Genomic DNA, 24,527 nt, shown 5'->3' with positions numbered 1-24,527 from the left:
CCTAATGTCCCAGATAGGCATCGATGACGGCCTGGTTGGACCGCACCTCGGCGGGCTTGCCCTGCGCCAGCACCTTGCCTTCCGCCATCACCACCACGCGCGAGCACAGCGACATCACGAACTCCATGTTGTGCTCGATCACCACGAAGGTGGCGCGTTTCTCGCGATTGATGGCGCTGAGGCGTTCTTTCAGGTCAGCGAGCATCGAGAGATTGACGCCGCCGGCCGGCTCATCCAGCAACACCAGCCGCGGGCCGCCCATGAAGGCCATGGCGGCGTCGAGCAGCTTCTGCTGCCCATAGGAGAGTCCGCCCGCGGGTTCGGTGGCGAGATGCTCCAGCTTGAAGAAGGAAATCATCTGGTCGGCGGCGGCGCCGAGGCCGGCGTCGGACGGCCCGAACAGCCGCGAGGCCATGTTGCCCTGGTGCTCCTGGCCGGCGAGGATCAGGTTCTCGCGCACCGACAGTTTTGGAAACACCTGCAGCAGCTGGAAGGTGCGGCTGACACCGAGCCGGTTGAGCTCCGACGGCCGCATGCCGGTGGTGGTGCGGCCATCGATTTTCACTTCGCCGGCGCTCGGCAGCAACTGGCCGAGGATGCAATTGAACAGGGTCGACTTGCCGCAGCCATTGGGGCCGATCAGGCCGAGAATCTCGCCCTCATTGACCTCGAAGGACACACCGTCGACCGCGGTGATGCCGCCGAAATTCTTCTTGATATTGCTGACCTGCAAAACCGGACTCATGGCGCGGTCTCCAGTTTGGCTTTGGCTACTGCGCGCATCGCGGATGCGGTCTTGGTGCGGCGTTCGGTGAGGAAACGATCGAGGATGCCAAGGATGCCGCTGGGCGAGTAGATCAGCAACAGGATCACCGCGGCCGCATAGAACATCAGGTAATAGCCTCCGGTGAAGTCACGCATCCATTCCGGCAGCAGCACTGCAATCATCGCGCCAAGGAACGGGCCGAAAAAGAAGCCGGAGCCGCCGACAATCACCATCATCAGGAGGTCGAGCGACAGCGACAGATTGAACGGCACAGGGTCGACATATTGCGTCAGCGGTGCATACAGCGTGCCGGCGATACCGCCGAGTGCGGAACCGATCGCGAATGCCATCAGGGTGTAACGACGGGTGTCGATGCCCAGGGACAGCGCCCGCACCGGATTTTCACGCAGCGCCACGAAGGCGCGGCCCCAGGGCGAACGGATCAGCCACCACACCATGAAGGTGACGATGCCCAGTGATCCCAGGCAGACATAATAGAACGGCAGCGGGCGGTTGGTGGCGAAGCCGAAGACATGAGGCCGGGGGATGTTGCTGATGCCGTAGATGCCTTTGGTCAGCCAGTCCTCGTTGCGGAACACCAGGAAGGCCAGGGTCGAAAACGCGAGTGTCACGAAGGCGAGGTAATGATGCTGCACCCGCAGCGCCGGATAACCCAGGATCCAGCCGACCGCGAAGCACAGGATGATCGCCACCGGCAGGGCGCCGATCAGCGGATACCCTTGGGTGGTCATGATCGCGGCGGCGTAGGCGCCGATGCCGACAAAAGCGCCCTGCGCCAGCGACACCTGTCCGGCATAACCCAGCGTCAGGTTGAGCCCCATCGCGGCGATGCTCATCACCGCCCACTGGCTCAGGATAAACAGGCCGTAGCGATTGAAGCCTTGGGGAATGACAATCAGCGCGATGACAACGGCGATGCCCAGCGCGAGCGAAAGAATCCTGGAGCGGGTCATACGGTGCGCTCCTCGGCGCGTCCCATCAGGCCCTGCGGCCGGAACAGGATGATGGCGATCAGCAGGATCATCGGCACCGCCGCGCGGTACTGGGTGGAGACATAGGCGGCCGCCAGATTGTCGACCACGCCGATCAGGAGGCCGCCGGCGATGGCGCCGCGCACCTGGTTGAAGCCGCCGACAATGGCGGCGATGAAGGCGGCCTGGCCCAGCACTTCGCCGCTGGAGAATTTCGCCAGGTAAATCGGCGTGATCAGCAGCGACGCGATGGCGACAAGAAACGCGTTGATCAGGAAGGTCAGCAGGATCATCCGCTCCACAGGGACGCCGATGATGCGCGCCACGGTCGGGTTCTGCGCCGCTGCCTGCATCTGGTGGCCGATCGAACTGCGGTTGAGCAGGGTGGTCAGCGCCACCACCACCGCGATTGCCAGCACCAGCACGCCGATGCTCTGCAGCGACACCGTGCGGCCGAGGATGGAGATATCACCGGCGGGAATGATCGAGGGAAACGGCGAGGCCTCGGCGCTGAAGAATTGCTTCACGGCTTCTTTCAGCCCGATCGCCAGCGCCATGGTGGCGATCGCCAGCGGCAGCACGCCGTGGCGCAGCATCGGATCCACCAGCAACAATTTGAAGCCAAGGCCCAGCAGGATCAGCGACAGCAGGATGCCGAGCAGGATCGCGAGCCAGAACGGCGCGCCGACGTGCATGGCGGCCAGCATCAGGAACGCCGGCAGCATCACGAATTCGCCCTGGGCGAAATTAATGGTCTGCGACGTCTGCCACAGCAAGGTAAAGCCGACCGCCACCAGCGCATAAATCGCGCCGGTCGCCAGTCCCGCAATCAGAAGGTCAAGCAGATTGGACATCGTCCCTCTCGACGTTGTGAATCAGCCCGTCACCCTGAGGTGGCCGTGCGTAGCGCGGCCCTCGAAGGGCGACAGCCAATTCCTCAAGTATCTTGGCCGTGCATCCTTCGAGGCTCGCCCAGCGGCCAAGTGCGCCGCAAGGCTCGCACCTCAGGATGACGGCTAACCTGACTTTGCCTCAACGATCTTCATCTTCGTAGCCCGGATGAGCGAAGCGACATCCGGGAACGGCGGTGTGTGGAATCCCGGGTGTCGCTTGCGCTCACCCGGGCTACAACGCCGCGATTAGTTCAGCTTCGGCAGCACTTCCTTCACCACCTGCTTGCCGTTGACGATCTCCACTAGGAAGCCCTGGCGATCGATGTCGCCATTCTGGTCGAAGGTGACGTCCATCAGGATGCCCGGCTCCTTGGCGGCCGAGATGGTGAGGCCATGCAGCGCGTCGGCGACGCCCTTGGAATCGACCTTGCCCATCTTCTCCGTCGCGGCCTTGATCATGTAGATCGAGAGGTAGCCCTTCAGGCCGTTGTGGTCGGGCACATAGTTGTACTTCTTGACGAACCTTTCCCGGAACGCCTTCACCAGATCGACCGGCGCATCGGTGGTCAGGCCGACATGGCCGCGCGCACCGTTGGCGGCATCGCCGGCGAGTTCGACCACCTTCTGGCCGATCAGCGTGGTTTCGCCCATCAGCGGCACGGTGACACCCTGGCGCTTCAGCTCTTTCAGGATGCGCGCGCTCTCTTCCTCGTTGACATAGACAAAGACGGCGTCGGGCGCCGCGGCCTTGACCTTGGAGACGTCGGCGGCGAAGTCGGCCTGGCCGGCTTCGGTCGAGAGATCCGCCACCACCTTGACATTGCGCTTGGCGAATTCCTTCAGGATGACGTCGCGACCACCCTTGCCGAAGTCATTGTTGACCCAAACGACCGCAACCGATTTCGCCTTCAACTCCTCGGCCATGTATTTGGCGACCTTGGGCATCGAGGACTGCTGGCCGAACGAGGTGCGGAATAGAAACTTGTTGCCGGCCTGGGTCAGCTCGGCCGCTTCGCCGCCCATGATCTGGGCGATGCCGGCTTCCGCCGCCAGCGGCGCGGTGACCTTCACCGATCCGGAATAGCCGGGCCCGAGCAGCACATAAGGCTCGCCGTCGAGCGCTTTCTGCACCTGGGCGCGGGCGACGCCCGGGTTGGATTGAGAATCCGCGTGGGTGACTTCGATCTTGCGGCCGAGAATGCCACCCTTGGCATTGACCTCTTCGATCGCGAGATCGATGCCGTTCTTCCAGTTGGTTCCCACCGTCGCGCCGCCGCCGGATAATTCGGCGACATTGGCGAGCTTGATGGTTTGCGCCTGCGCGGTCGCGCAGAGCGCAGCGAGCATTGCGCCCGCAAGAATAATCGGTTTCACGGTCATCTCCCTTTACGTTTCAGTCCCTCTGGCGGTTCTTATGAACCAACCTTCATGCAGCGTTCGTCGCTGCATATCGTTTTGCCATCACGGCATCAAAGGCTTTTCCCATCACGTCAGTCGACGGCGTCAATCCGGTAAACAGTTCGAAAGCATCCGCGGCCTGATAGATCGCAAGCTCGCGCCCGGTCATCACCCGTGCGCCGCGCGCTTTGGCCGCAGTGAGCAGCGGCGTCCACAGCGGCGAATAGACGGCATCCGCCACCCACAGGCCGTCGTGCAGCAAGTGTTCGGACACCGGCGTGCCGCGGTTCGGCAGCATGCCGATCGGCGTCGCGTTGACGAGGCCGACGGCGCCGCGCAGCGCGGCTTCGACGTCATCAGCGGCCACGATGGTTGCGCGCGATCCGAGCGCGGCCGCAATCGCGCGGGTCTTGGCCACATCGGTGTCGAACACCCGGATTGTTGCGACGCCGAGATGCGCCAGCGCAAACGCGATCGCCTTGCCGACCCCGCCGGCGCCGACCAGCGCCACCGGGCCGCGTTTCGACGCCTCGACGAGATCGCCCGCCGCACGCGCAAAGCCGGTGGTGTCGGTGTTGTGGCCGATCAGGCGGCCATCGCGGACCACCACCGTATTGACGGCCTGCATCGCAGCCGCACTGGGAGAGAGTTCGTCGAGCAGCTCCACCACGGCTTCCTTGTAGGGGAAGGTGATGTTCACGCCGGCGAAGCCGAGCAGCCGGACGCTGTCGAGCAGGGCGCGCAGCTTGTCCCGGTCGGCGCCGGCCACCTCGATCAGGTGATAATGGCACCGCGCGCCCAGCGCCTGCGCCGCCCGTTCATGCATCGCGGGCGATGCGGAATGGGCGATCGGCGCGCCGATCAGCCCGGTCAGGAAACACTGGTCCGCAAGGTGATAATCGTTCGGCACGAGGACGTCCGCGGTTGGAAATGATCGGCAGCAGCACGCGTCTTATAATGTCCCGCGGGCTTGCGGCAGATCGACGATAGTCAATCCCTGAAATAACACAATTACCCATTTATCCACCAAACATAACATCATGTTACTTTTTGCGGCCCGCCGATCTGGGGCGAGCCCGCTCCGGCGGCGGGCTTTGCCGCGCCGGCTCGACCGCGCGCATCTCGGCGCGCAGGAATTCGATGAAGGCCTCCGCATGCAGCGACAGCGGCACGCCGCGCTTCACCGCGATGTAAGTGTCGAACCGGGTCGGTTCGGTAATCCGCAGCAGCTCGATGCCCGGCACGCCGCCATGCGCCACGGTGAACTGGTCGATCACGGCAATGCCGAGCCCCGCCTTCACCAGCGCGCACACCGTGGTGCCGAATCGCGCGCGGATGGTGATGTCGTAGCTGAGTTTGTTGCGGGCAAACATCTCCGCCATGATGCGGCCGTAGGGATCGTTGGGATCGATGCCGATCAGCGGATAACGGATCATCTCCGCCGCCGTGATCTCCTTGCGGCCAGCGAGCTCGTGTCCCTCCGGCACGATGCAAAACAGTTCACCCGACGCCAGCGGCAGGAAGTCGAGCCCGGAGTGCGGCAGGCGATAGCTCATCGCCACGCACTCGCCTTTGCCGAGCAGCAGATAGTCGATCGCCTCCTCGATCTTGAGGATGTTGATGTCCATGTGCAAATCAGGATAACGCCGCCGCACCCGCTCGATGGCGCGCGGCACCATCACCTGCGAGATGCTCGGCACCGAGCCGATCCGCAGTTCGGAGAGGCCGCCGCGGCCCATCGCCGAGATCATGCCGGAGAGATCGTCGACCTTTTTGTAGACGCCGTTGATCTGCTCGAAAATGCTTTGAGCTTCGGGGGTCGGAAAATAGCGGCCGTTCTGGCGCTGGAAAAAGCGGATGCCGAGCGATTTCTCGGTGTATTTCACCAGCCGGCTGATGCCCGGCGCCGAGACGTTGAGCAGCTTTGCCGCACCGCCGATCGTGCCCGTCACCATCACGGCGCGTACGACTTCAACCTGGCGGAGTGTCATCATGGGGCAACCTCGGCTTGCCGCGCGATCATGGACTTTTACCGCCGGCGGCGGCAAGTCCATCGTCAGGCGCCGAATACACCATGTCGGAGCGTCGGTCTCGGGTGACATGGCCTCCGCGAGGCGGCTGCGCTGGCAATCGAAGGCCGGACGTGCATCAGCACGCCGGGCGTCGTGCCGACCAGCCTCCGGCGCGCTCGATGGTTGCAGCGACGTCGATCAGCCGCTGCTCGTCGTGATAGGCGCCGACCAGCTGCAGGCCGACAGGCAGGCCGTCCGCCGTGAAGCCGCAGGGGACCGACAGCGCGGGATTGCCGGTCAGGTTGAACGGATACAGATAGCCTGCCCATTGCGCATACATCTCGCTCTCGATCGAGCCACCGGCGTCGAGGCCGACCGGGGCTGCGTTCATCGTTGGCGTGACGATCACATCGTAGCGCTCGAACAGGCGCTGCACCGCGCGGAACAGAACACTGCGGCGATCGCTTGCACGCTGCCATTCCGCGGCAGAATAGCCCAATCCCCGCACGATGCTCTGGCGCAGCGACGGGGTGATCGCATTGCCCCATTTTGCCGCCATCGCCTCCAGCCGCGCAGCATGCGCGGTGGTGGCGATCACGACGTAGGTGTCGAAAACATTGTCGAAGATCGGAGTCGAAACCGCGTCCACATGGGCGCCTGCCGCGGCGAGCAGTTCGACGGCATCTTGTGTCAGCGCGCCGACGTCCGGTTCTGGACGGACATTGCCGAACTGCGTGATCCAGGCGACGCGCAGGCCGCGCACAGGGTCCTTCGCGGGCTTCGGCACGAATTTTTCGAGGGCGTAGGAATAGGGATCGTCGATCTGGGGGCCGGACATCACCGAGAGCAGCAGCGGCAGATCCTCCACCACCCGTGTCATCGGCCCCACGGCCGCGTAGTTGGCGAAACTGTCGGGGACCTGCTCGTTCGGAATCCGCCCCAGTGTTGCCTTCAGTCCGGCGACACCGGTGCAGGACGCCGGACAGCGGATCGAGCCGCCGCCGTCGCTGCCGATGGCGAGCGGCGCGACCCCGGTCGCCAGCGCAGCGCTGGCGCCGCCGCTGGAGCCGCCGGGTGTCCGGGTGAGATCGTAAGGGTTGCGGGTGATACCGTAGAGCGGGCTGTCGGTCAGCACCTTGTGGGCGAATTCCGGCAGCGTCGTCGTTCCGATCAGGATCGCGCCGGCCGCCTTCACCCGCGCCGTGACGGTGGCGTCATGGTCGGGCACAAGATCGACAGAGGCCAGCGAGCCGTTGCGCATCGGCAGGCCGCCGATCGCCACATTGTCCTTGATGGTGATCGGCACGCCGTGCAGCGGTCCCAGCGCATCGCCGCGCATCACGGCGGCCTCGGAGGCCCGCGCGAGGTCGAGGGCTTCATCTGCCAGCAGCATGGCAAAAATGTTGAGGACCGGCTGCAGGCGCTCGGCGCGCGCCAGCACCGCGGTCGTGACCTCGACCGGTGAGACCTCGCGGAGCGAGATCATCCCGGCGAGGCGCGTCGCCGGGATGAAGCAGAGTTCGTCGTCAGCCATTGCCGATATCCCCCGATGCGCCGGTCACGCGCCGACTTCGCCGCCCACGATCTTGCCGCGCTCGTCGAGGTCGAAGCCCTTCTCGCGCACCGCGCTCATCACGCTGTCCACCCAGGCGACCCGGCCGGGATCAGTGCCCTCGAGCACCACCAGCAGATGGCCGGTCCCGGCTCCGACATTGCGGAAGCCGCGATTGACCCCCGGAGGCACCGAGACCACGTCCCATTCGTTCAGCACCAGTTCGTTCTCGCCTTTGCTGCCCCAGATGATGGCCCAACTGCCTTGCAGCGGCATGAAGACTTCCGTGGTGGTATGATCGTGAAGACCGGTGCCCTTCTGCGGTTCGGCCTTCACGATCGACAGGTGAAAACCTTCGGCATCGCGGATCGGGATATGCATGGTCGGATCTTCGGTGACGCCGCCGCCGATGATGTTGAAGATCTGCCGCTGGAACTGCGGCAGCACCGCATCGACCAGCGGCCGTGAGCTGGGCTGAAGCTTGTCGAAAAAGGCTGTTCGCTTCAGCATCTCCTCGCGTGTGACGGGCTTGCGATCCATGGGATGTCCTTTCAGTGTCTCAGCGCCGATGCGCTCTTGGGGGGAATGGCGTGGCTGGCAGGTTGTCGTCCGCAGACCCGTTCAAGGCGTCGTCCAGCGCCAAGAGTCCGGCGGTCAGCGATTCGCCGGTGGTCCGGTCGAAGACGTGCAGCAGCCTCTGATCGACGCTCAGGCGCAGCGTGTCGCCCGGGGCCACCTTCTGATGGTTGTCGAGGCGCAGCATCGCCTCGATGCCACTGATGCGAACGTTGACGTATTGTTCGGAGCCTTGCGGCGAGACCAATTCGACCATGGCGGACAGCTCGCCCGCCGGCGCGACGCGAAGGTCTTCCGGCCGCACGCCCAGGGTCACCTCGCGTCCCGCATGCCCGGCAAGGCCGCGCCGGTTCAGCGCGAGGCTGAACTCGCCGCGCGCGAAGCCGCGGTTCGCGGCGTCTCCGGTCAGCACGCCTTCGATCAGGTTGATCTGCGGGCTGCCGAGGAACGACGCGACGAAGGTGTTGCGTGGCTGGCGATAGATCTCGTCCGGGGTCCCCATCTGTTCGATGACACCGTTGCGCATCACCACGATGCGATCGGCAAGGCTCATCGCCTCGCCCTGGTCGTGGGTGACATAGACGAAGGTGGTGCCCATGGTCTGATGCAGCCGCTTGATCAGGACGCGCATGCTGAGCCGCAGCGCCGCGTCGAGATTGCTCAGCGGCTCGTCCATCAGGAACGCGGTCGGCTTGCGAACGATGGCGCGTCCGAGCGCGACGCGCTGGCGCTGGCCGCCGCTGAGCTCCGCCGGGCGCCGTTCCAGCAGGTGGGTGATCTCCAGCCGCTCCGCCGCGTCCGCCACCAGGCGGCGAACCTCCGCGTCCGGCACGCGGCGCAGCCGCAGGCCGAAGGCGATGTTCTCGAAGATCGTCTTTTGCGGGTAGAGCGCGTAGCTCTGGAACACCATCGCGATTTCGCGCTTGTGCGGCGGCACATCGTTCATCAGCACGCCGTCGAAGGTAATTTGGCCTTCGCTCAGGTCCTCGAGGCCGGCAATGATGTTGAGTGTCGTGGTCTTGCCGCAACCGGACGGCCCGAGCAGAACCAGGAACTCGGTATCGCGGATCTCGAGATCGAGTCGGTCGATGACGGTGGTCGCGCCGTAACGCTTGCTGAGTCCCTTGCAGACAATCCCAGCCATGTTTCACCCCTTGACCGCGCCGGCGGTGAGGCCGGACACGATGTAACGTTCGAACAGGATGGCCAGGATGACCGGCGGAACGATCGCCAGCACGCCGGCGGCGTTGACGAAGGAAAAGTTGATAGTGAAATCTAGCACGAAGCTGGAGATGACGATCGGCAGGGTCTGCGCCTGGATGCTCTTGGTCATGATCAGCGCGAACAGGAACTCGTTCCAGCTGGTCAGGAAGGCGAACATCAGCGAGGCGACGATGGCCGGCATGGCCAGCGGCCAGTAGACATGGCGCAGCACGCCGAAATGCGAGCAGCCGTCGACACGTGCCGCCTTGAACAGGTCCACCGGGATGGAGCGGAAATAGTTGATCAGGATGAAGGTGGTGAACGGCACCGTGACGGCGAGGTAGGTCATCACCAGGCCGCTCCTGGTGTCCAGGATTCCGAGGCTGCGCATCACCAGAAACAACGGGACGATCAGGGCGATGTCGGGAATCACCCGGCTCACCAGGATGGAATAGAGCGTCACATCGCGCCCGCGAAACTTGATCACGGCGATGGCGTAGGCGGCGGTGGCGCTCAGCGCGATGTTCAGCAGCGCGACGGCGAGGCCGACGACCAGGCTGTTCCACAGCGACGGCAGCAGGTTGCGGGCATTGGAGGGCACGAAGTTGCCGGTCGCGGGGTCAGCCTGTCTGCGGTTTTCATACGTGACGCGGTCGTTGGCGTGGAAAATCGAACTGAAGTTGGCGAGCGAGGGGTCCTGCGGCAAAAGCGTCGGCGGAACGGCGGTGACGCGGGCCTCGGGTTCGAGCGATGTCTTCACCAGCCAGTAGACTGGTCCCGCCACGTAGAATGCAAACACCGCGCTCATCAGCGCCAGCATCAGGGATCGTCCGCCCAGGCGGACCGCGGCTGCGCGGACCATCAGCGCGCCTCCCGCCGCCAGCCGAGGCGGATCATCAGGGCGCCGAGAATGAGCGTGAGGAATGCGAGAATGTAGGCGAGCGCCGATCCGGTTCCGAAGCGCAGGCTGCGGAAGGTCTCGACATAGATCTGCCAGGACAGCGTCGAGGACGCGTTGCCCGGGCCGCCCTGGGTCAGCAGCATGAACAAATCGAAATGGCGGATCGAAATCATGGTCTCGTAGACCAGCACCAGCATCAGCCCCGGCCGCAGCGCGGGCAGCGTCACGTTCAGAAACCGCTGCACCACGTTGGCGCCGTCCACCCGGGCGGCCTTGTAGAGATCCTCCGGGATGCTTTTCATGGTGACGAGAAGCAGGATCGCCGACAGCGGCATCTGCTTCCAGATCGCCGCGTTGGCGATCAGATAGAGCGTCTTGTCCGGATCGGCGAGCCAGATCTTGTAATTGTCGATCAGGCCGAGCGCCTGGAGCAGGCCGTTGAGCACGCCGTAGTTCGAATCGTAGATCCACTTCCACATCAGCCCGTTGACCACGCTGGGCGTTGCCCAGGGCACCAGCAGCAGGATCGCCAGGATGCGCCGGCCGCGAAACGTCTCGTTCAGAAACAGCGCCACCACCAGCGCGGCCAGCGTGGTGCCGGCCACGGTGACGACCGTGAAGACCGCGGTGCGCCAGAGCGCGATCTGGATGCGCGGCTCTCCGAGCATCCGGACATAGTTGTCGAACCAGACGAACGGCTGCCGCAGCGGACGCGCGAGGTTGATGTCGAACAGGCTGGTGTAAAACGAATAGATGATCGGAAACACGGCCACGACGGCGAGCACGATCAGCAGCGGGGCGAGCAGGATCAGCGCCTGGCGTTCGTCATGGCTAGGCGCGCGCGGCGAGAACCGCGGCCGCGCCAGGGCGGCGACGCCTCTCTCGGCAGGTGGCGAGGAGGTTGCCGTCATCTCAGCCGAACTGCTTCTTCAGCTGATTCCACTTGTCGCCGCTGGCGGCCAACCCCGCGGCGGGCGTGGACTGGTTGAGGAAGACGGATTGCCAGGACTGGTTGTTGGTCTCGTTCCACTCGCCGAACCACGGTGAAATCACGTCCTTGGTGATGGCCATGCTGGACTGCTTGAGGATGGTTCCCTCGCCACCGGCCCATTTGTCGTAGAATGCAAGAACATCGGTGTCCTGCATCAGCGACTTGGTGCAGAAGGGAACGCCGACATCGAGCAGCAGCATCTTCTGGAAGACGTATTTGTCGTCGACCTTGCCGCCGAACCATTCCATCAGCTTCATCACCGCCGCCTCGCGCGCCTTGGTCGCGCGGGCATGTGGCGTCAGGCCGTAGTAGCGGACCCAGCCGCAGGTATGGTTGCCGGCCTTTGCGCCGCTGCCCGCTGGCATCAGATTGATGCGGATGTTGCCTGCCACCTTGGCCTGCGCCGGATCGTTCAGCACCCGGATGCGATATGACGGCAGGATGGCGAAGGCGCTCTTGCCGCTCGCGAAAGCCTTGAGCGCATCGATCTCGCTGGTGGTTACGGCGCCGGGCGAGACGATCTTGTGGGTATGGATCGCATCGCGCATCCAGGTCGCCGCCGCGAGGGCCCCGTTTCCGGGATCACGCAGTGTCGACAGTCCGGCTGGGTCGGTATAGGTGCCGCCGAAGGAGTAGACGAAGGGGCCGATCATCTCGATCAGCCAGGCGTCGGCGGTCAGCGCCAGCATCAGCGGATATTCGGCGAGACCCATCTGCTTCAGCTTGAGGCCCTGCTGGACGACCTCGTCCCAGGTGGCGGGAGGTTTTTCAAACCCCGCTTTGTCCAGCATCTCCTTGTTGTACATGAAGGACATGTGGTCGGTGTAGTATACGAGCCCGTATTGCCGGCCCTTGTAGCGCATGGCGTCGGTGCAGTATTTCTGCACGTCGGCGTTGTACGCCATCAATTGCGGGACATCGTCGATCGGAGTGATCCAGCCGGCCTCGGCGAATTCAGGTGTCCAGGCATCGTTCATCCAGATCAGGTCGAGCGGCTCGTTGCTGGTGAACTTGGTGACCAGCGAGGCGCGGAACTGCGCGCCCGGGAAATTCTCGTAGCGGACCGCGATGCCGCTCGCCTTCTCGAAGGCGTGGATATGGCTCTGCACCTGATCGACTGCGGCCGACCAGGCCGTATAGCTGATGGTCTCGCCGGCCGCCGCGGCGGGACGGCTCAGGGATCCGAGCAACGGCAGGGACGCCGAAGCGCCGAGACCCGCCAGCACCGCACGCCGATCAACGGACATCGTCATGGAGATTCCCCTGTCCTGGTTTGCGGACCGACGGCCCGCAGGTGGCAAGCAACGACTGAGGTAAACAACGACTGGGCAAACAACGACTGAGACAAGCAGTCCGGCTTCGGGACCGGCGACATCACGATCAGAGCGCAAGTTTCTTCGCGAGTCAATCAATCGGTTGGTTGATTTGTGAGCGGCGCCGGCTGTATTGTTGGGCAACGCGCCCGGCGTGGGCCGCCGGGCGGAGCGTTGCGCCGAAGACGGATGTTTCGCTGCCGCCCCGCCGGGTGCGACGATGGTCGTTTATCGTGCCGCGGAATCCGGACGATTGGAGCAATGGAATTGACGACAAAAGTGCAGCGACGGGTCGCCGACGTCCATGTCATTTCGCCGACCCGCAAACGCAAGCCGTCGAACGGCGTGCGCGATCCGGAGCGCACCCGCGGCAACCTGCTGGATTCCGCCTATCGGGAGTTCGCCGCCATGGGCTTCCATGGCGCGAGCATCGGCGGCATCTGCAAGGGGGCCGGCGTCAGCAAACAGATCCTGTTTCATCACTTCGGATCCAAGGAAAAGATCTATCTCGCCGTGCTGGAGAAAGCCTATGAGGCCTCCCGGTCGCACGATCCGGAATTCGATCTCGACCGGCTCGATCCGGTGGCCGCGATGCGTTATCTCGTCGGCGTGTCGTTCGACCACCTGCGCGACAACCGTGCGTTTGTGCGGCTGCTGGCGGACGAGAACAACAACAAGGGACGGCATATCAAGCAGTCGAGCAAGCTGCGGGCGATCTATGTCCCGCTGATCGAGCGTATCGGCCAGACGCTGCGGCGAGGCGAGGAGATCGGCGTGTTCCGTGCCGGGATCGATCCGAACCGCTTCTATATCTCGATCAGCGCGCTGTCGTTCTTCTATTTCTCGAACATCTATACGCTGCATGCCGCGCTCGACATCGACATGGAGAGCGAGGCCGCGCTCGACGGCTGGCGCGCCCATGTGATGGAGTTCGCCATGGCGGCCATTGCCAGGCCGTTGGAGATCGGATCGTCAAAGGCCAAGCCGGTGCGTGGCCGCAGCCGCGGATAAATTATCGCTGCGCCAGTGTCAGGCCGCCGAGATCGATATCCGGCGCTCGTCCGTCGACGATATCGGCGACGATCCGGCCGCTGCCGCACGCCTGGGTCCAGCCGTTCGATCCCTGGCCGATATTCAGCAACAGGTTGCGGAACGGCGTGGTGCCGAGATAGGGCGGACCGTCCGGGGTCATCGGGCGAAGTCCGGCCCAGCAGGCGGCCTGCGCATAGTCGCCGGCATCGGGAAACAGTGTGCGGGCGGCGTGCAGCACGCTGGCGGCCTTGTTGCGATCGGCGGTGCGATCATAGCCGGAGATTTCGGCGACGCCGGCGGCGCGCACGCGGTTGCCGAGGCGCGTCACCATCACCTTGCTGTGTTCGTCCATCACCGAGGAGCGCGGCGCGCGATCGCTGTCGGCGACATCGATGGTGATGGAATAACCTTTGACCGGATAGACCGGGACATCGATGCCGAGCGGACGCAGCAGCATCGGTGCTTCACTGGCCAGCGCCACCACATAACGATCCGCCTGCAGCACGCCCCGATCGGTGGCGATGCCGGTGATGCCGTCGCCCTCGCGCAAGATGGCGCGGATGGTGGTGTTCGTCTGGAAGGTGACGCCGCGCTCGCGCAGCAACTCCGCCAGCCGCGTGGTGAAGAGATGGCAGTCGCCGGTCTCGTCGTCGGGCAGATGAAGACCGCCGCTCAGTGTCACCGACGATTGTGCCAGCGCCGGCTCGATGGTCCGGGCTTCCGCCGCATCGAGCAGCCGATGCGTCACATTGAAGGACTGCAGCACCTTGGTGGCTCGCACGGCTGCGGCGAGTTCGTCCTCGGTCTGGAACACCTGCAGCACGCCGCCGGTGCCGTGATCGTACGCGATCCCGGTGTCCGCGCGCAACTGTACCAGGCAAGCCTTGCTGTAATGCGCGATGCGCTGCATGCGCGCCTTGTTGGCGGCGAAACGCTCGGCAGTGCAGTTGGCGACGAAAGCGGCCAGCCATTGCCACTGCCGCAGGTCGAGCCGCGGGCGCAGCATCAGCGGCGCATGTTGTGCGAACAGCCAGCGCACCACCTTGAGCGGCATGCCCGGCGCGGCCCACGGGCCGGCGAAGCCCGGACACACGCCGCCGGCATTGCCGAAACTGGTCTCCAGGGCCGGGCCGGATTGCCGGTCGACCACCGTCACCTCGTGGCCGTCTCTGGACAGATAATAGGCGCAGGCCGTGCCGATCACGCCGGCGCCGAGAACGAGGACTTTCATGGGGTCGCCCGGAAGATAAGGGAGATGGAGAGCCTGATCCGCCGGTGAAGCGATCAGGCTCCCGTTGCCGTCATTCGGCTTTGATATTGGCGTCCTTGATGATCTGTTCGTATTTCGCCATTTCGTCCTTGATGTATTTGGCGAAATAGTCCGGCGTGGAGCCGATCGGCTCAAAACCCATCACCGCGAAACGCTCCTTGACGTCCGGCCGTTCGACGATCTTGGCAACTTCACCCTGGATCTTTGTCACGAGATCAGCAGGCAAGCCTTTCGGGGCCCACAAGCCGTACCACGAGGCGAAGTCGAAACCCTTCATGCCCGACTCGGCGATGGTCTGAATTTCGGGCGCGATCGCCACGCGCTTGGTGCTGGTGATGGCCAGCGCCTTGATGCTCCCGCCCTTCGCCAGCGGCAGCGAGGACAGCATCGGGTCGGCGATCAGCTGCACCTGGCCGCTCATCAGGTCGGTCAAAGCCGGGCTCGCGCCCTTGTAGGCGACCACCAGCGTCTCGACGCCGGCCTCGCGCTTGAGCAATTCGAGCGCGAGGTGGCCGGCCGACCCGAAGCTCGAGGTCGCGAAAGTGTATTTGTTCGGATCCTTGCGGACGAGGTCGAAGAATTCTTTCAGCGTCTTCGCCGGCACGTCCGGTGTCGTGCTGACCACCAGCGGCCCGGACGCCACCAGCGAGATCGGCGTGAAATCCGTGACCACGTCGTAGGGAATGGTCTTGCGCAGGAACGGCGTCACCACATGGATCGATGCAGTCAGCATCAGGGTGTAGCCGTCGGGCGCGGCCTTGGCGACATAGTTGGCGCCGACGATGCCACCGGCGCCACCGGCGCGGTTTTCGACAATGACGCTTTGGCCCAGCGATTCGTTCAGCTTCTGCGCGATGATGCGCGCGACGCCATCGACAGAGCCACCGGCCGGATACGGCACGACCATGGTGATGCCGCGGCTTGGATAAGTGTCGGCCATCGCGGAGATCGAGGCCAGCCCGAGCAGGGCCGCGCCCAGTGCGGCAGAGAATTTAAGATGTCTCACGAAGGATCCTCTCAGTTTGAATCATTTAGAAGGTCCCTGGATAGCTTCCCCCGTCGATCAATATGTTTTGGCCGGTCACGAAGCCGGCGTGTTCAGAACACAGGAATGCGCAGTAAGCGCCGAGCTCGGCCGGCCGGCCATAACGCCTGGCCGGATTGGCGGCGGCGCGCTCGCGCCAGATCTGATCGAACGATTTGCCGCCGGGCTCCAGCATGCCTTCGATGTGGCGGACCTGCGCATCGCTGTCGAAGATGCCGGGCAGCAGGTTGTTGATGGTGACGTTATGCGCGACCGTCTGGCGCGACAGTCCCGCGACAAAACCGACCAGGCCGGAGCGCGCGCCATTCGACAGGCCGAGCTCGGCCTGTGAAATCTTGACGCTGCGCGACACGATGTTGATGATGCGGCCGAAGCCACGCTCCATCATGCCGTCGACGGTCAGGCGCATCATCTCGATCGGCGACAGCATCATAGCGTCGAACGCAGCGATCCAGTCGTCCCGCGTCCAGGCGCGAAAATCGCCGGGCATCGGGCCGTCGGCATTGTTGAGCAAAATGTCCGGCGCGGGACAGGCAGTCAGCGCGTCCGCGCGTCCCTGAGCCGTGGTGATGTCGCCCACCACTGGCGTCACCGAAACGCCGGTCGCGTCGTGAATCTCCGCGCAGGTCTTTTCCAGAACATCGCGGGTGCGGGCCACGATGGTCAGGTCCACTCCATCCTGGGCGAGCGCCATGGCGCACGCCTTGCCCATTCCGCGGCTGGCGCCGCTCAAGAGAGCCTTGCGGCCGCGGATTCCGAGATCCATGGGTGCGTCGATCCCTTAGGCGGCGACGGCCGACAGCGGCTTGATGTTGTAGCCGTAGCGCTTGTCGAGGCCGAGCTCCTGGACGATGCGGATGCCCTTGGCCAGCGCCTCGCCCTCGAGGTTGGTCAGCGGCTTGCGCAGGTCGCCCGCCGGCATGCCCAGCGCCTTCATCAGCGACTTCACCGCCACCGGATTGATCGCGGAGTAAGTGTAGTGCAGCAGCGGCAGCAGGCCGAGATAGGCATTCTTGAAGCCTTCGGCTTCGCTGTAGCTGGTCCATGGCTTGGAGATGGTGGCCATTTCGCCGGGCGCGATATTGCCGGTCATGTTGGCGGTGCCGTGGCCGCCGAGGCTCATGGTCGGCACCACCAGGCCGAGATTGGGGCTGTCGCAGCACATCACGGCGACGGTGGGCTTGCCGGCCAGCACCTGCGCCACCTGGCCGACACGGCCGGTGGATTCCTTGTGCACCACATAGTTCGGGTGCTTGAAGATGCGCAGCAGGTGATCCCAGTGCAGGTCGCTCTTCACCCGCGGCGGGTTGTTGTAGATGCCGAGCGGCAGGTCGGTGGCGTCGGCCACGTCGAGGAAGAAGCGCTCGATATCGTCTTCGGGGGCGCAGATGTAGGCGGGCGCGGCCAAGATCGCGCCGTCGGCGCCGTTGTCCTTGGCGAACTTCACGTTGGCGATGGTGGTGTCGGTGTTGTTGCCGGTGCAGCCGAAGAAGATCGGCATGCGGCCGGTCTTCATCTTCGCGGTCTCGACGATGATCTGCTTCTTTTCCTCAGGCGACAGCATCGAGCTTTCGCCGGTCGAGCCCATGATCAGGATCGCGCTGGTGCCGTTGTCCTCGTGAAACTTGAGCAGGGAGCGGAATGCCGCGAAGTCCACCGAGCCGTCCTTGTTGAAGGGGGTGATCAGGGCGACGAAGGAACCGGTCAGCTTTTTGTTCGACATCTCATGTCTCCTTTTCGATTTCTGGCAGTCTAGCGGTTGTCGGTTGCGATTGTCAGGCGAATGTCTCGTATTTCATTGCCCGCGGGTGGCGAGCCGTGGCGGGGTCCAGGCCTCCACCGGCGGCAGCGGAGCGTCCCAGCGTTCGATCTCGATCAGCGCGCTGAGCGCGCTCGGGCCCTGGGTCAGCCGGGATGTCCCGATATCGAGTGTGAGAACGTTGGGATTGCCGTGCCGCTCGGGTTCTCCGTCAGCGTGTGCAGGATCGAACCACGCACCGGTGGCCATGATGGCGACCCGCGGCAGCACGGCGGTGTCGAGCTCGGCGGCTGCGAGGCACGCGCCGCGGTCATTGAACACCCGGACGATGTCGCCGGTCCTGATGCCGCGGGGATCCGCGTCGTTCGGATGCAGGCGGATCCGTTCGCGTCCGTGCAGCTTGTGACCGCGCGAGACGGACGCCGGGTCCAGCTGGCTATGCAGCCGGCCGGCGGGTTGATGGGTGATCAGGTGCAGCGGCCAGCGCTCGGCCGTGCTGCTGCCGAGCCATTCCGCCGGCGGCAGCCAGGCCGGATGCGCCGGGCAGTCCGCATAGCCGAAGCCGGCGATGGCCTTTGACGCGATCTCGATCTTGCCGGACGGTGTCTTCAGCGGATGAAGCTGCGGATCCCGGCGGAAATCGTCGAACAGCACGAAGTCTTCGTCGGGTAACGGCAGCTCGACAAAGCCGTCGGCCCAGAATGTCTCGAAGTCCGGCAGCGCGACATTCTTCCGCGCGGAGCCTGTCCGCACGCGCTCATAGATGTGGCGGCACCAGGCCATCTCGTCGCGGCCTTCGGTGAAGGTATCCTCATAACCGAGGCGGGTCGCGAGATCGCGGAAGATTTCGAAGTCATCCTTGGCATCTCCCACCGGTGCGATGGCGCGGTGCATCGCGAACACGAAGGGATCGCGCGAGGAGCCGCCGACATCGTTGCGCTCCAGCGACGTGGTCGCCGGCAGCACGATGTCGGCATGACGCACGGTCGGCGTCCACCAGCTGTCGTGCACGATGATGGTTTCGGGCTTTTGCCACGCCTTGCGCAGGCGGTTGAGGTCCTGGTGATGATGGAAGGGATTGCCACCGGCCCAATAGATCAGACGGATGTCGGGATAGACGCCGCGGCGGCCGTTGAATTCATAGGAGCCGTTGGGGTCGAGCAGCATGTCGGCGATACGCGCGACCGGAATGGCGCTGCCGGCTGGATTCGGCGGCGTCGCGATTTCCGGGCCCGGCAGGTCCGCGCGCGGCACGCCGACGCCGCTGAGCGAGCCGTGGCCGAAGGCGAAGCCGCCGCCCGGCAGGCCGATGCCGCCGAGCATCGCGGAGAGCGCGATCGCCGCCCAGTAGGGTTGTTCGCCATGATGGGCGCGTTGCAGCGACCATGTGCAGGTGATCAGGCTGCGGGTCTCCGCCGCGCGCCGCGCGAGACTAAGAATGCTGTCCGCATCGATGCCGCAGATTGCGGCGGCCCAGTCCGCGTCCTTGGGCGTGGAGTCATCCTCGCCCAGCAGATAGCGCTGCAGCGTTTCGAAGCCGGTGCAATAGCGCGCCAGGAATGCGGCGTCGTGCCGCTGTTCGACCAGCAGCGTGTGCGCCAGCGCCAGCATCAGCGCGGTGTCGGTGTTCGGGCGGATCGCGAGCCATTGGGCATCGAGCGATACCGGCGCATCCGCACGGTTGGGGCTGATCACGACGAATTCGATGCCGGCGGCTTTGGCCCGGTCGAGCCATGTTTCCAGCACGTGCGAGCCGGTGCCGCCGGAGGTCACCTGGCTGTTCTCGAGACGCAGTCCGCCGAACGCAATCACCAGGCGGGTGTGCTTGACCACCGAGTTCCAGTCCGTCACGCGTCCCGTGACCGGTTGATAGGTGCCGATCACATGGGGCAGCAGAAACTGCGCCGCGCCCCAGCTGTAGTTTCCGATCTGGTCGACGCAGCCGCCGCCGAGAAACAGGAAGCGGCGCACCAGGGTGCGCGCATGATGCAGGCGTCCCGCCGACGACCAGCCGTAGGAGCCGCCAAAAATCGCGCTGTCGCCATGGCTGCCGCGCACCCGCGTCAACTCCGCGGCGACGAGATCGAGCGCCTCGTCCCAATCCACTTCCCGAAAGCGGTCGGTGCCGCTGCGCGGCCGCCCCTCGCGCCAGCCGTCGCGGATCGCCGGCCGGGCAATCCGCAAAGGCGAGTGCACCATTTCCGGCATGGCGGTCAGCATCGGCGATGGCCGCGCATCACGGGCGAAGGGCTCGCATCCGATCACCCGGCCGTTCTCCACCAGCGCGTTGAACGCGCCCCAGTGGGCAAGGGAAGGGGTTCGGGCAATGGACATCAGATCCTGGTGTTTCGCTTCGCAAATGACGCGACGATTCCCTGCCGCCGGTGATGGGCCGATGGGGTGGGGCGGGTGCTTCTTAGCGTGAAACGTGTCCGATGGAGAACCGCGGCGGATGCAGGCGTCATGCCGGTGTTATGCGGCATTGCGCTGGGGTGCGTCATCCTGCGCCAGCGCGAAGGCGACGGCGGAATCCGCATGCAGCAGCGTGGAATCGAAGGTCGGCAGGTTCAGATCATTCGGTCCGATCAAAAGCCCGATCTCGGTGCAGCCGAGGATCACGCCGTCGGCGCCCGCCGCCCGCGCCTTGGCGATGACGTCCAGATAGCGCTGCCGCGACTCGTCGCGCACGATCCCGCGGCAGAGTTCGCCGAAGATGATATCGTGAACGATGGTGCGGTCCTCCGCATCCGGCACCATGGCGGCGATGCCGTGCTTGGTCCGCAATTGCGACAGATAGAAGTCCTGCTCCATGGTGTAGCGGGTGGCGAGCAGCAGCGGCCGCTTCACACCCGCGGCCTTGACCGCCTGCCCGGTGACGTCGGTAATGTGCAGCAGCGGCACGCTGATGGCGCTTTGCACGGTGTCGGCCAGCTTGTGCATGGTGTTGGTGCAGATCACGATGCAAGCCGCGCCGGCGGCTTCCAGGTCGCGCGCGAAACCCGCGAGCACTGCGCCGGCCTTGTCCCAGGCATCCGCCTGCTGCAGCGCCACGATGGTGTCGAAGTTGACCGAGCGCATCAGCACCTCGGCGGAATGCAGGCCGCCGAGGCGATCGCGCGTCAGTTCGTTGATCCGCCGGTAGTACACCGCGGTGCTCTCCCAGCTCATCCCGCCCAATAGCCCGATCGTCCGCATGCCCGTCCGCCTTCTGGTTTCGAATCCGTGGCGCAACGATAACAAGCTGATCTTGCAAAGAGGGTGTCGTTGTTTCCCGAAAATCGGACCGGAAAGAAAAATTATTGCTCAAAATCTTGATTATAGGATATTAATTATCAATTATTCATCAGAATAAGAAATAGGCATCCTGCCTATTGGAAGGGCGACCGTGATGGATGCGATCGACCGCCGAATCCTCGATATCCTGCAGGCCGATGCGATGGTGCCGGTCGCCACCATTGCCGACAAGGTGGGGTTGAGTGTCGCGCCCTGCTGGCGACGGATCCGGCGGCTCGAGGACGATGGTGTCATCGACCGGCGCGTGGCGCTGTTGAACCGGCGCAAGGTCAATCTGCCGATGACGGTGTTCGTATCGGTCAAGGCGCCACGTCACGAGGCCGCATGGCTGCAGGCGTTTCGCCGGGTGATTGCCGATATTCCCGAGATCGTCGAAGCTTGGCGGCTCACCGGCGAGACCGACTATCTGCTGCGCATCGTGGTGCCCGACATTGAAACCTACGACGCGGTCTATCAGCGCATGATCAAGCGGCTGGAGTTCTCCGACGTCAACTCGTCCATCGCGATGGAAGAGCTCAAGTTCACGACAGCGGTTCCGACCAGTTATATCAAGGCGAAATCATAACCCTCGATCTTGCCCCTTGCCGCGGCGCCAGCGCCGCTGACATGATGCCGGCAATCACAATATCAAATCAAAACGGGGAGACGCCGACATGGATCTGCTGCAGCAACTCAGGGAACGGCCGCTTCCTTTCGCAACCTTGCTGGGCATCGAGCTGGTCAGCGCCGAGCCCGAAAAAATCGTCGCCCATATGGTGGTGCGTCCCGAACTCTGCACCCGGCCCGACGTGGTGCATGGCGGCGCGGTGATGGCCTTTGCCGATACGCTGGGCGCGATCGGCACCGTCGCCAACCTGAAAGAAGGTGCCGGCACCACCACCATCGAGAGCAAGACCAATTTCATCGGCGCCGGCCCGCTCGGCAATCGTCTGGTCGGCGAAACCACCCCGGTCCACCGCGGCCGCCGCACGCAGGTGTGGCAGACGCGGATCACGACGGCTGAGGGGAAACTGGTCGCGGTGGTGACGCAGACGCAACTGGTGTTGTGATGTGAGTCGCCTTGAGTCTGCCTCGGCATGACGCTGCAAGCAGGCAAGCCGGGCGATGACATTGAATTCGGAGCTGGGTATTCCCATCCCTGGCACCATCAAGAAAAACGGCGGATCGTCTAAAGACAATCCGCCGCTTATATTCATTCGTCGATTCTTTCAGATCGACTCCGACCTCACGTCTCCAGCTGCTTGCCGATCGGCAGCGTCCGAATCCGCTTTCCGGTCGCGGCGAAGATCGCGTTGACCAGCGCCGGCGCGAACGGCGGCACGCCGGGTTCGCCGACGCCGCTTGGCGGGGTGTCTTCATCCGCTGGCACGATATGGACGTGGGTGATCAGCGGTGCCTCGTCCATCCGCACCACGGGGAAGTCGTCGAAGTTGCCTTGTTCGACCCGGCCGTTCTTGAACGTAATCGCACCGTGCTTGGCAAGACTCAGGCCCATGATCGCGGCGCCTTCGATCTGCGACTGGATCCGTTCCGGATTGATGAACGTGCCGCAGTCGATCGCGGTGTCGACGCGCGGCACAGATATCTCGCCCTTGTCGCCGATCGCCACCTCGACGATGGTCGCGATGTAGCTGACGAAGCTGCGGTGCACGGCGATGCCCAGCCCATGGCCCTTCGGCACGCTGCGGCCCCAGCCGCCCTTCTCGGCCACCATCTCCACCACGCGGCGCAGCCGGCCGGCATCGATCGGATAGCTGTCCAGCGGCTCGCCGTAGTTCCAGAGGTCCTTCACCGAATCGTTGAGCTTGACGATCCGCGGCTTGCCGATCAGCTCCAGCAGCATGTCCTTCTGGTCGCGTCCCGTCGCATGCGCCAGTTCGCCGACCATCGATTGCACCGCAAAGCCGTGCGGGATGTTCGACACCGAGCGGAACCAGCCGATCCGTGTATAGGCGGCGACGTCCGGATTCTCGCAGCGGATGTTGGCGATCTCGAACGGCATGTCGACAAGGCCCATGCCGAGCTCGAACGGTGCTTCGTTCTTGGCGCCGGCGGCAAAGGTGGAGGCGATGGTCGGCGCCGCGCTGCGATGCCGCCAGGCAATCACCTTGCCGCTCTTGTCGAGGCCGGCCTCGATGCGTTCCGCCGACACCGTGTGCAGGAAGTCATGACGAATGTCGTCTTCCCGCGTCCACTGCACCTTCACCGGTGCGCCCAGGGTCTTTGACAACAGCGCTGCCTCGATCGCGAAGTCGCACTTTGACTTGCGGCCGAAACCACCGCCGAGCAGCGTGACATTGACCGTCACGTTGTCCTCGGGAATGCCGAGCGTTTTCGCCACATCCTCGCGGGTGCCGCCGGCGCTTTGCACCGGCGCCCAGATCTCGGCCTTGCCGTCGGTCACATTGGCCACCGCCACCGGCGGCTCCATGCTGGCATGGGCGAGATGCGGCAAATAATACTCGCCGACAATCACCTTGTCGGCGCTCTTCAGCGCGGCCTCGACGTCGCCGTCATTGCGCACCACCTTGCCGGGTTTTCGCGCAGCCTCTTCGAGCATGGCGCGATAGGCCACCGAATCGTAACTCGCGTTGGGGCCGTCGTCCCATTCGATCTTCAGGGCGTCGCGCCCCTTGATCGCCGCGCCGGTGTTGCGCGCGATTACGGCGACGCCGCCGAGTGGCTGAAACTTGGAAGGCCAGGGCCAGCCCTGCACCTCCATCACCTTTTCGACGCCGGGAACCTTCAGCGCCTCCGCCGCATCGAACGACTTCAACTTGCCGCCGGTGACCGGAGGCCGCGCGATCACGGCGTACTTCATGCCGGGCAGGCGGGTGTCGATGCCGTAATGCGCCTTGCCGGTGGTGATATCGTGCAGATCGACAATACTGACCTGGCCCTTGCCGAGATAACGGAAATCCTTCGGGCTCTTGAGCTTGAGATCCGCGATGGCCGGCACCGGCTGCGCGGCGGCATCAGCGGCGAGATCGCCGAAACCGAGCTTGCGGCCGCTGCTGGCATGGACCACTTCGTGGTTGGTGGCCCTGACCTCGGCGACAGGCACACCCCAGCGCTTGGCGGCGGCGGCCTCCAGCATGGCGCGGGCCGACGCGCCGATCTGGCGCATCGGAATCAGATAATGCCGGGTGCTGCGCGAGCCGTCGGTATCCTGATTGCCGTATTTGGCCTCATTGCCCGGCGCCTGCTGCACGCGCACGCGCGACCAGTCGGCTTCCATTTCCTCCGCGACCATCAGCGGCAGGCTGGTGCGCACGCCGGTGCCCATCTCGGCGCGATGCGCCAGGATGGTGACGATGCCGTCGGGCGCGATGGCCACGAAGATGCGCGGATCGACCACGGTGCCATGCGGCATCTTGTCGGCACCGGTGGTGTAGGCTGCGAACGCGCCGCGCGTCATCACGGGGGCCGCCAGCACGAAGCTGCCGATCAGGCCGAGGCCTTTCAGCACACTGCGGCGGGATATGATTTCGACCTTGGCGGGAGTCGGGACGGGAAAGATGCTGTTCATG

The 24,527-nt window shown here is 64.4% G+C and carries 22 protein-coding genes; 3 read left to right on the top strand and 19 right to left on the bottom strand.

Annotated elements, in window-relative coordinates:
- Position 1: 1 nt before the first annotated feature.
- The 12 genes from RS897_RS09190 to RS897_RS09135 all read right to left on the bottom strand — a co-directional run bounded on the left by RS897_RS09190 (position 2) and on the right by RS897_RS09135 (position 12,537).
- Positions 2-745, bottom strand: a complete 744-nt coding sequence (locus tag RS897_RS09190) for an ABC transporter ATP-binding protein (protein WP_315836255.1) — start codon at positions 743-745, stop codon at positions 2-4.
- Complete coding sequence (locus tag RS897_RS09185) at positions 742-1,740, bottom strand: branched-chain amino acid ABC transporter permease (protein ID WP_315836254.1); 999 nt, start codon at positions 1,738-1,740, stop codon at positions 742-744. The genes RS897_RS09190 and RS897_RS09185 overlap by 4 nt, the downstream gene beginning before the upstream one ends.
- Positions 1,737-2,612, bottom strand: a complete 876-nt coding sequence (locus RS897_RS09180; RefSeq protein WP_315836253.1) for a branched-chain amino acid ABC transporter permease — start codon at positions 2,610-2,612, stop codon at positions 1,737-1,739. Before RS897_RS09180 ends, RS897_RS09185 begins: the two co-directional genes overlap by 4 nt.
- 285 nt (positions 2,613-2,897) lie before the next feature.
- The gene (locus RS897_RS09175; RefSeq protein ID WP_315836252.1) at positions 2,898-4,025 is read right to left on the bottom strand and encodes an ABC transporter substrate-binding protein; all 1,128 of its coding nucleotides are present in this window, start codon (positions 4,023-4,025) and stop codon (positions 2,898-2,900) included.
- A gap of 52 nt (positions 4,026-4,077) precedes the next feature.
- Positions 4,078-4,959 (bottom strand): shikimate dehydrogenase, encoded by an 882-nt coding sequence (locus tag RS897_RS09170; protein ID WP_315836251.1) that lies wholly within the window; start codon positions 4,957-4,959, stop codon positions 4,078-4,080.
- Between the two features lie 133 nt (positions 4,960-5,092).
- A complete protein-coding gene (locus tag RS897_RS09165) occupies positions 5,093-6,043 on the bottom strand; it encodes a LysR family transcriptional regulator (protein WP_315836250.1) in 951 nt (316 codons plus the stop codon).
- A gap of 154 nt (positions 6,044-6,197) precedes the next feature.
- Positions 6,198-7,595, bottom strand: coding sequence for an amidase (locus RS897_RS09160; protein WP_315836249.1), 1,398 nt, complete (start codon positions 7,593-7,595; stop codon positions 6,198-6,200).
- Between the two features lie 24 nt (positions 7,596-7,619).
- Complete coding sequence (locus RS897_RS09155; RefSeq protein ID WP_315836248.1) at positions 7,620-8,153, bottom strand: cupin domain-containing protein; 534 nt, start codon at positions 8,151-8,153, stop codon at positions 7,620-7,622.
- 19 nt (positions 8,154-8,172) lie between these two features.
- Positions 8,173-9,333, bottom strand: coding sequence for an ABC transporter ATP-binding protein (locus RS897_RS09150; RefSeq protein ID WP_315836247.1), 1,161 nt, complete (start codon positions 9,331-9,333; stop codon positions 8,173-8,175).
- A 3-nt stretch (positions 9,334-9,336) separates the two neighbouring features.
- On the bottom strand, positions 9,337-10,254 hold the full coding sequence (locus tag RS897_RS09145; RefSeq protein ID WP_315836246.1) for a carbohydrate ABC transporter permease: 918 nt from the start codon (positions 10,252-10,254) through the stop codon (positions 9,337-9,339).
- Positions 10,254-11,204, bottom strand: coding sequence for a carbohydrate ABC transporter permease (locus tag RS897_RS09140; protein ID WP_315836245.1), 951 nt, complete (start codon positions 11,202-11,204; stop codon positions 10,254-10,256). The genes RS897_RS09145 and RS897_RS09140 overlap by 1 nt, the downstream gene beginning before the upstream one ends.
- Before the next feature lies 1 nt (position 11,205).
- The gene (locus tag RS897_RS09135) at positions 11,206-12,537 is read right to left on the bottom strand and encodes an ABC transporter substrate-binding protein (RefSeq protein ID WP_315836244.1); all 1,332 of its coding nucleotides are present in this window, start codon (positions 12,535-12,537) and stop codon (positions 11,206-11,208) included.
- Between the two features lie 321 nt (positions 12,538-12,858).
- Here RS897_RS09135 and RS897_RS09130 point away from each other — a divergent pair, with 321 nt between their 5' ends.
- Positions 12,859-13,608 (top strand): TetR family transcriptional regulator, encoded by a 750-nt coding sequence (locus RS897_RS09130; protein ID WP_315836243.1) that lies wholly within the window; start codon positions 12,859-12,861, stop codon positions 13,606-13,608.
- 1 nt (position 13,609) lies between these two features.
- Here RS897_RS09130 and RS897_RS09125 read toward each other — a convergent pair whose 3' ends face one another.
- The 6 genes from RS897_RS09125 to RS897_RS09100 all read right to left on the bottom strand — a co-directional run bounded on the left by RS897_RS09125 (position 13,610) and on the right by RS897_RS09100 (position 20,898).
- A complete protein-coding gene (locus RS897_RS09125) occupies positions 13,610-14,860 on the bottom strand; it encodes a D-amino acid dehydrogenase (RefSeq protein WP_315836242.1) in 1,251 nt (416 codons plus the stop codon).
- 70 nt (positions 14,861-14,930) lie between these two features.
- Positions 14,931-15,905: a Bug family tripartite tricarboxylate transporter substrate binding protein gene (locus RS897_RS09120; protein WP_315836241.1), complete on the bottom strand. Its 975-nt coding sequence runs from the start codon at positions 15,903-15,905 to the stop codon at positions 14,931-14,933.
- A gap of 25 nt (positions 15,906-15,930) precedes the next feature.
- Complete coding sequence (locus RS897_RS09115; protein ID WP_315836240.1) at positions 15,931-16,710, bottom strand: SDR family oxidoreductase; 780 nt, start codon at positions 16,708-16,710, stop codon at positions 15,931-15,933.
- Positions 16,711-16,725: 15 nt separating this feature from the next.
- Positions 16,726-17,667 (bottom strand): 4-hydroxy-tetrahydrodipicolinate synthase family protein, encoded by a 942-nt coding sequence (locus RS897_RS09110; RefSeq protein WP_315836239.1) that lies wholly within the window; start codon positions 17,665-17,667, stop codon positions 16,726-16,728.
- A 72-nt stretch (positions 17,668-17,739) separates the two neighbouring features.
- On the bottom strand, positions 17,740-20,037 hold the full coding sequence (locus RS897_RS09105; RefSeq protein WP_315836238.1) for a molybdopterin-dependent oxidoreductase: 2,298 nt from the start codon (positions 20,035-20,037) through the stop codon (positions 17,740-17,742).
- Positions 20,038-20,175: 138 nt separating this feature from the next.
- Positions 20,176-20,898, bottom strand: coding sequence for an aspartate/glutamate racemase family protein (locus tag RS897_RS09100; RefSeq protein ID WP_315836237.1), 723 nt, complete (start codon positions 20,896-20,898; stop codon positions 20,176-20,178).
- A 193-nt stretch (positions 20,899-21,091) separates the two neighbouring features.
- On the opposite strand from RS897_RS09100, the gene RS897_RS09095 reads away from it, so the two are divergent.
- Both RS897_RS09095 and RS897_RS09090 read left to right on the top strand, forming a co-directional pair.
- On the top strand, positions 21,092-21,562 hold the full coding sequence (locus RS897_RS09095; protein WP_315836236.1) for an Lrp/AsnC family transcriptional regulator: 471 nt from the start codon (positions 21,092-21,094) through the stop codon (positions 21,560-21,562).
- Between the two features lie 88 nt (positions 21,563-21,650).
- Positions 21,651-22,046, top strand: a complete 396-nt coding sequence (locus RS897_RS09090; protein WP_315836235.1) for a PaaI family thioesterase — start codon at positions 21,651-21,653, stop codon at positions 22,044-22,046.
- Positions 22,047-22,222: 176 nt separating this feature from the next.
- Here the strand turns inward: RS897_RS09090 and RS897_RS09085 are convergent, their stop codons facing one another.
- Positions 22,223-24,526 (bottom strand): xanthine dehydrogenase family protein molybdopterin-binding subunit, encoded by a 2,304-nt coding sequence (locus RS897_RS09085; protein WP_315836234.1) that lies wholly within the window; start codon positions 24,524-24,526, stop codon positions 22,223-22,225.
- Between the last annotated feature and the right edge of the window lies 1 nt (position 24,527).

This window comes from Bradyrhizobium prioriisuperbiae (genome assembly GCF_032397745.1).
Lineage (GTDB): Bacteria > Pseudomonadota > Alphaproteobacteria > Rhizobiales > Xanthobacteraceae > Bradyrhizobium_A > Bradyrhizobium_A prioriisuperbiae.
This window is presented reverse-complemented; position numbering and strand designations above follow the sequence as displayed.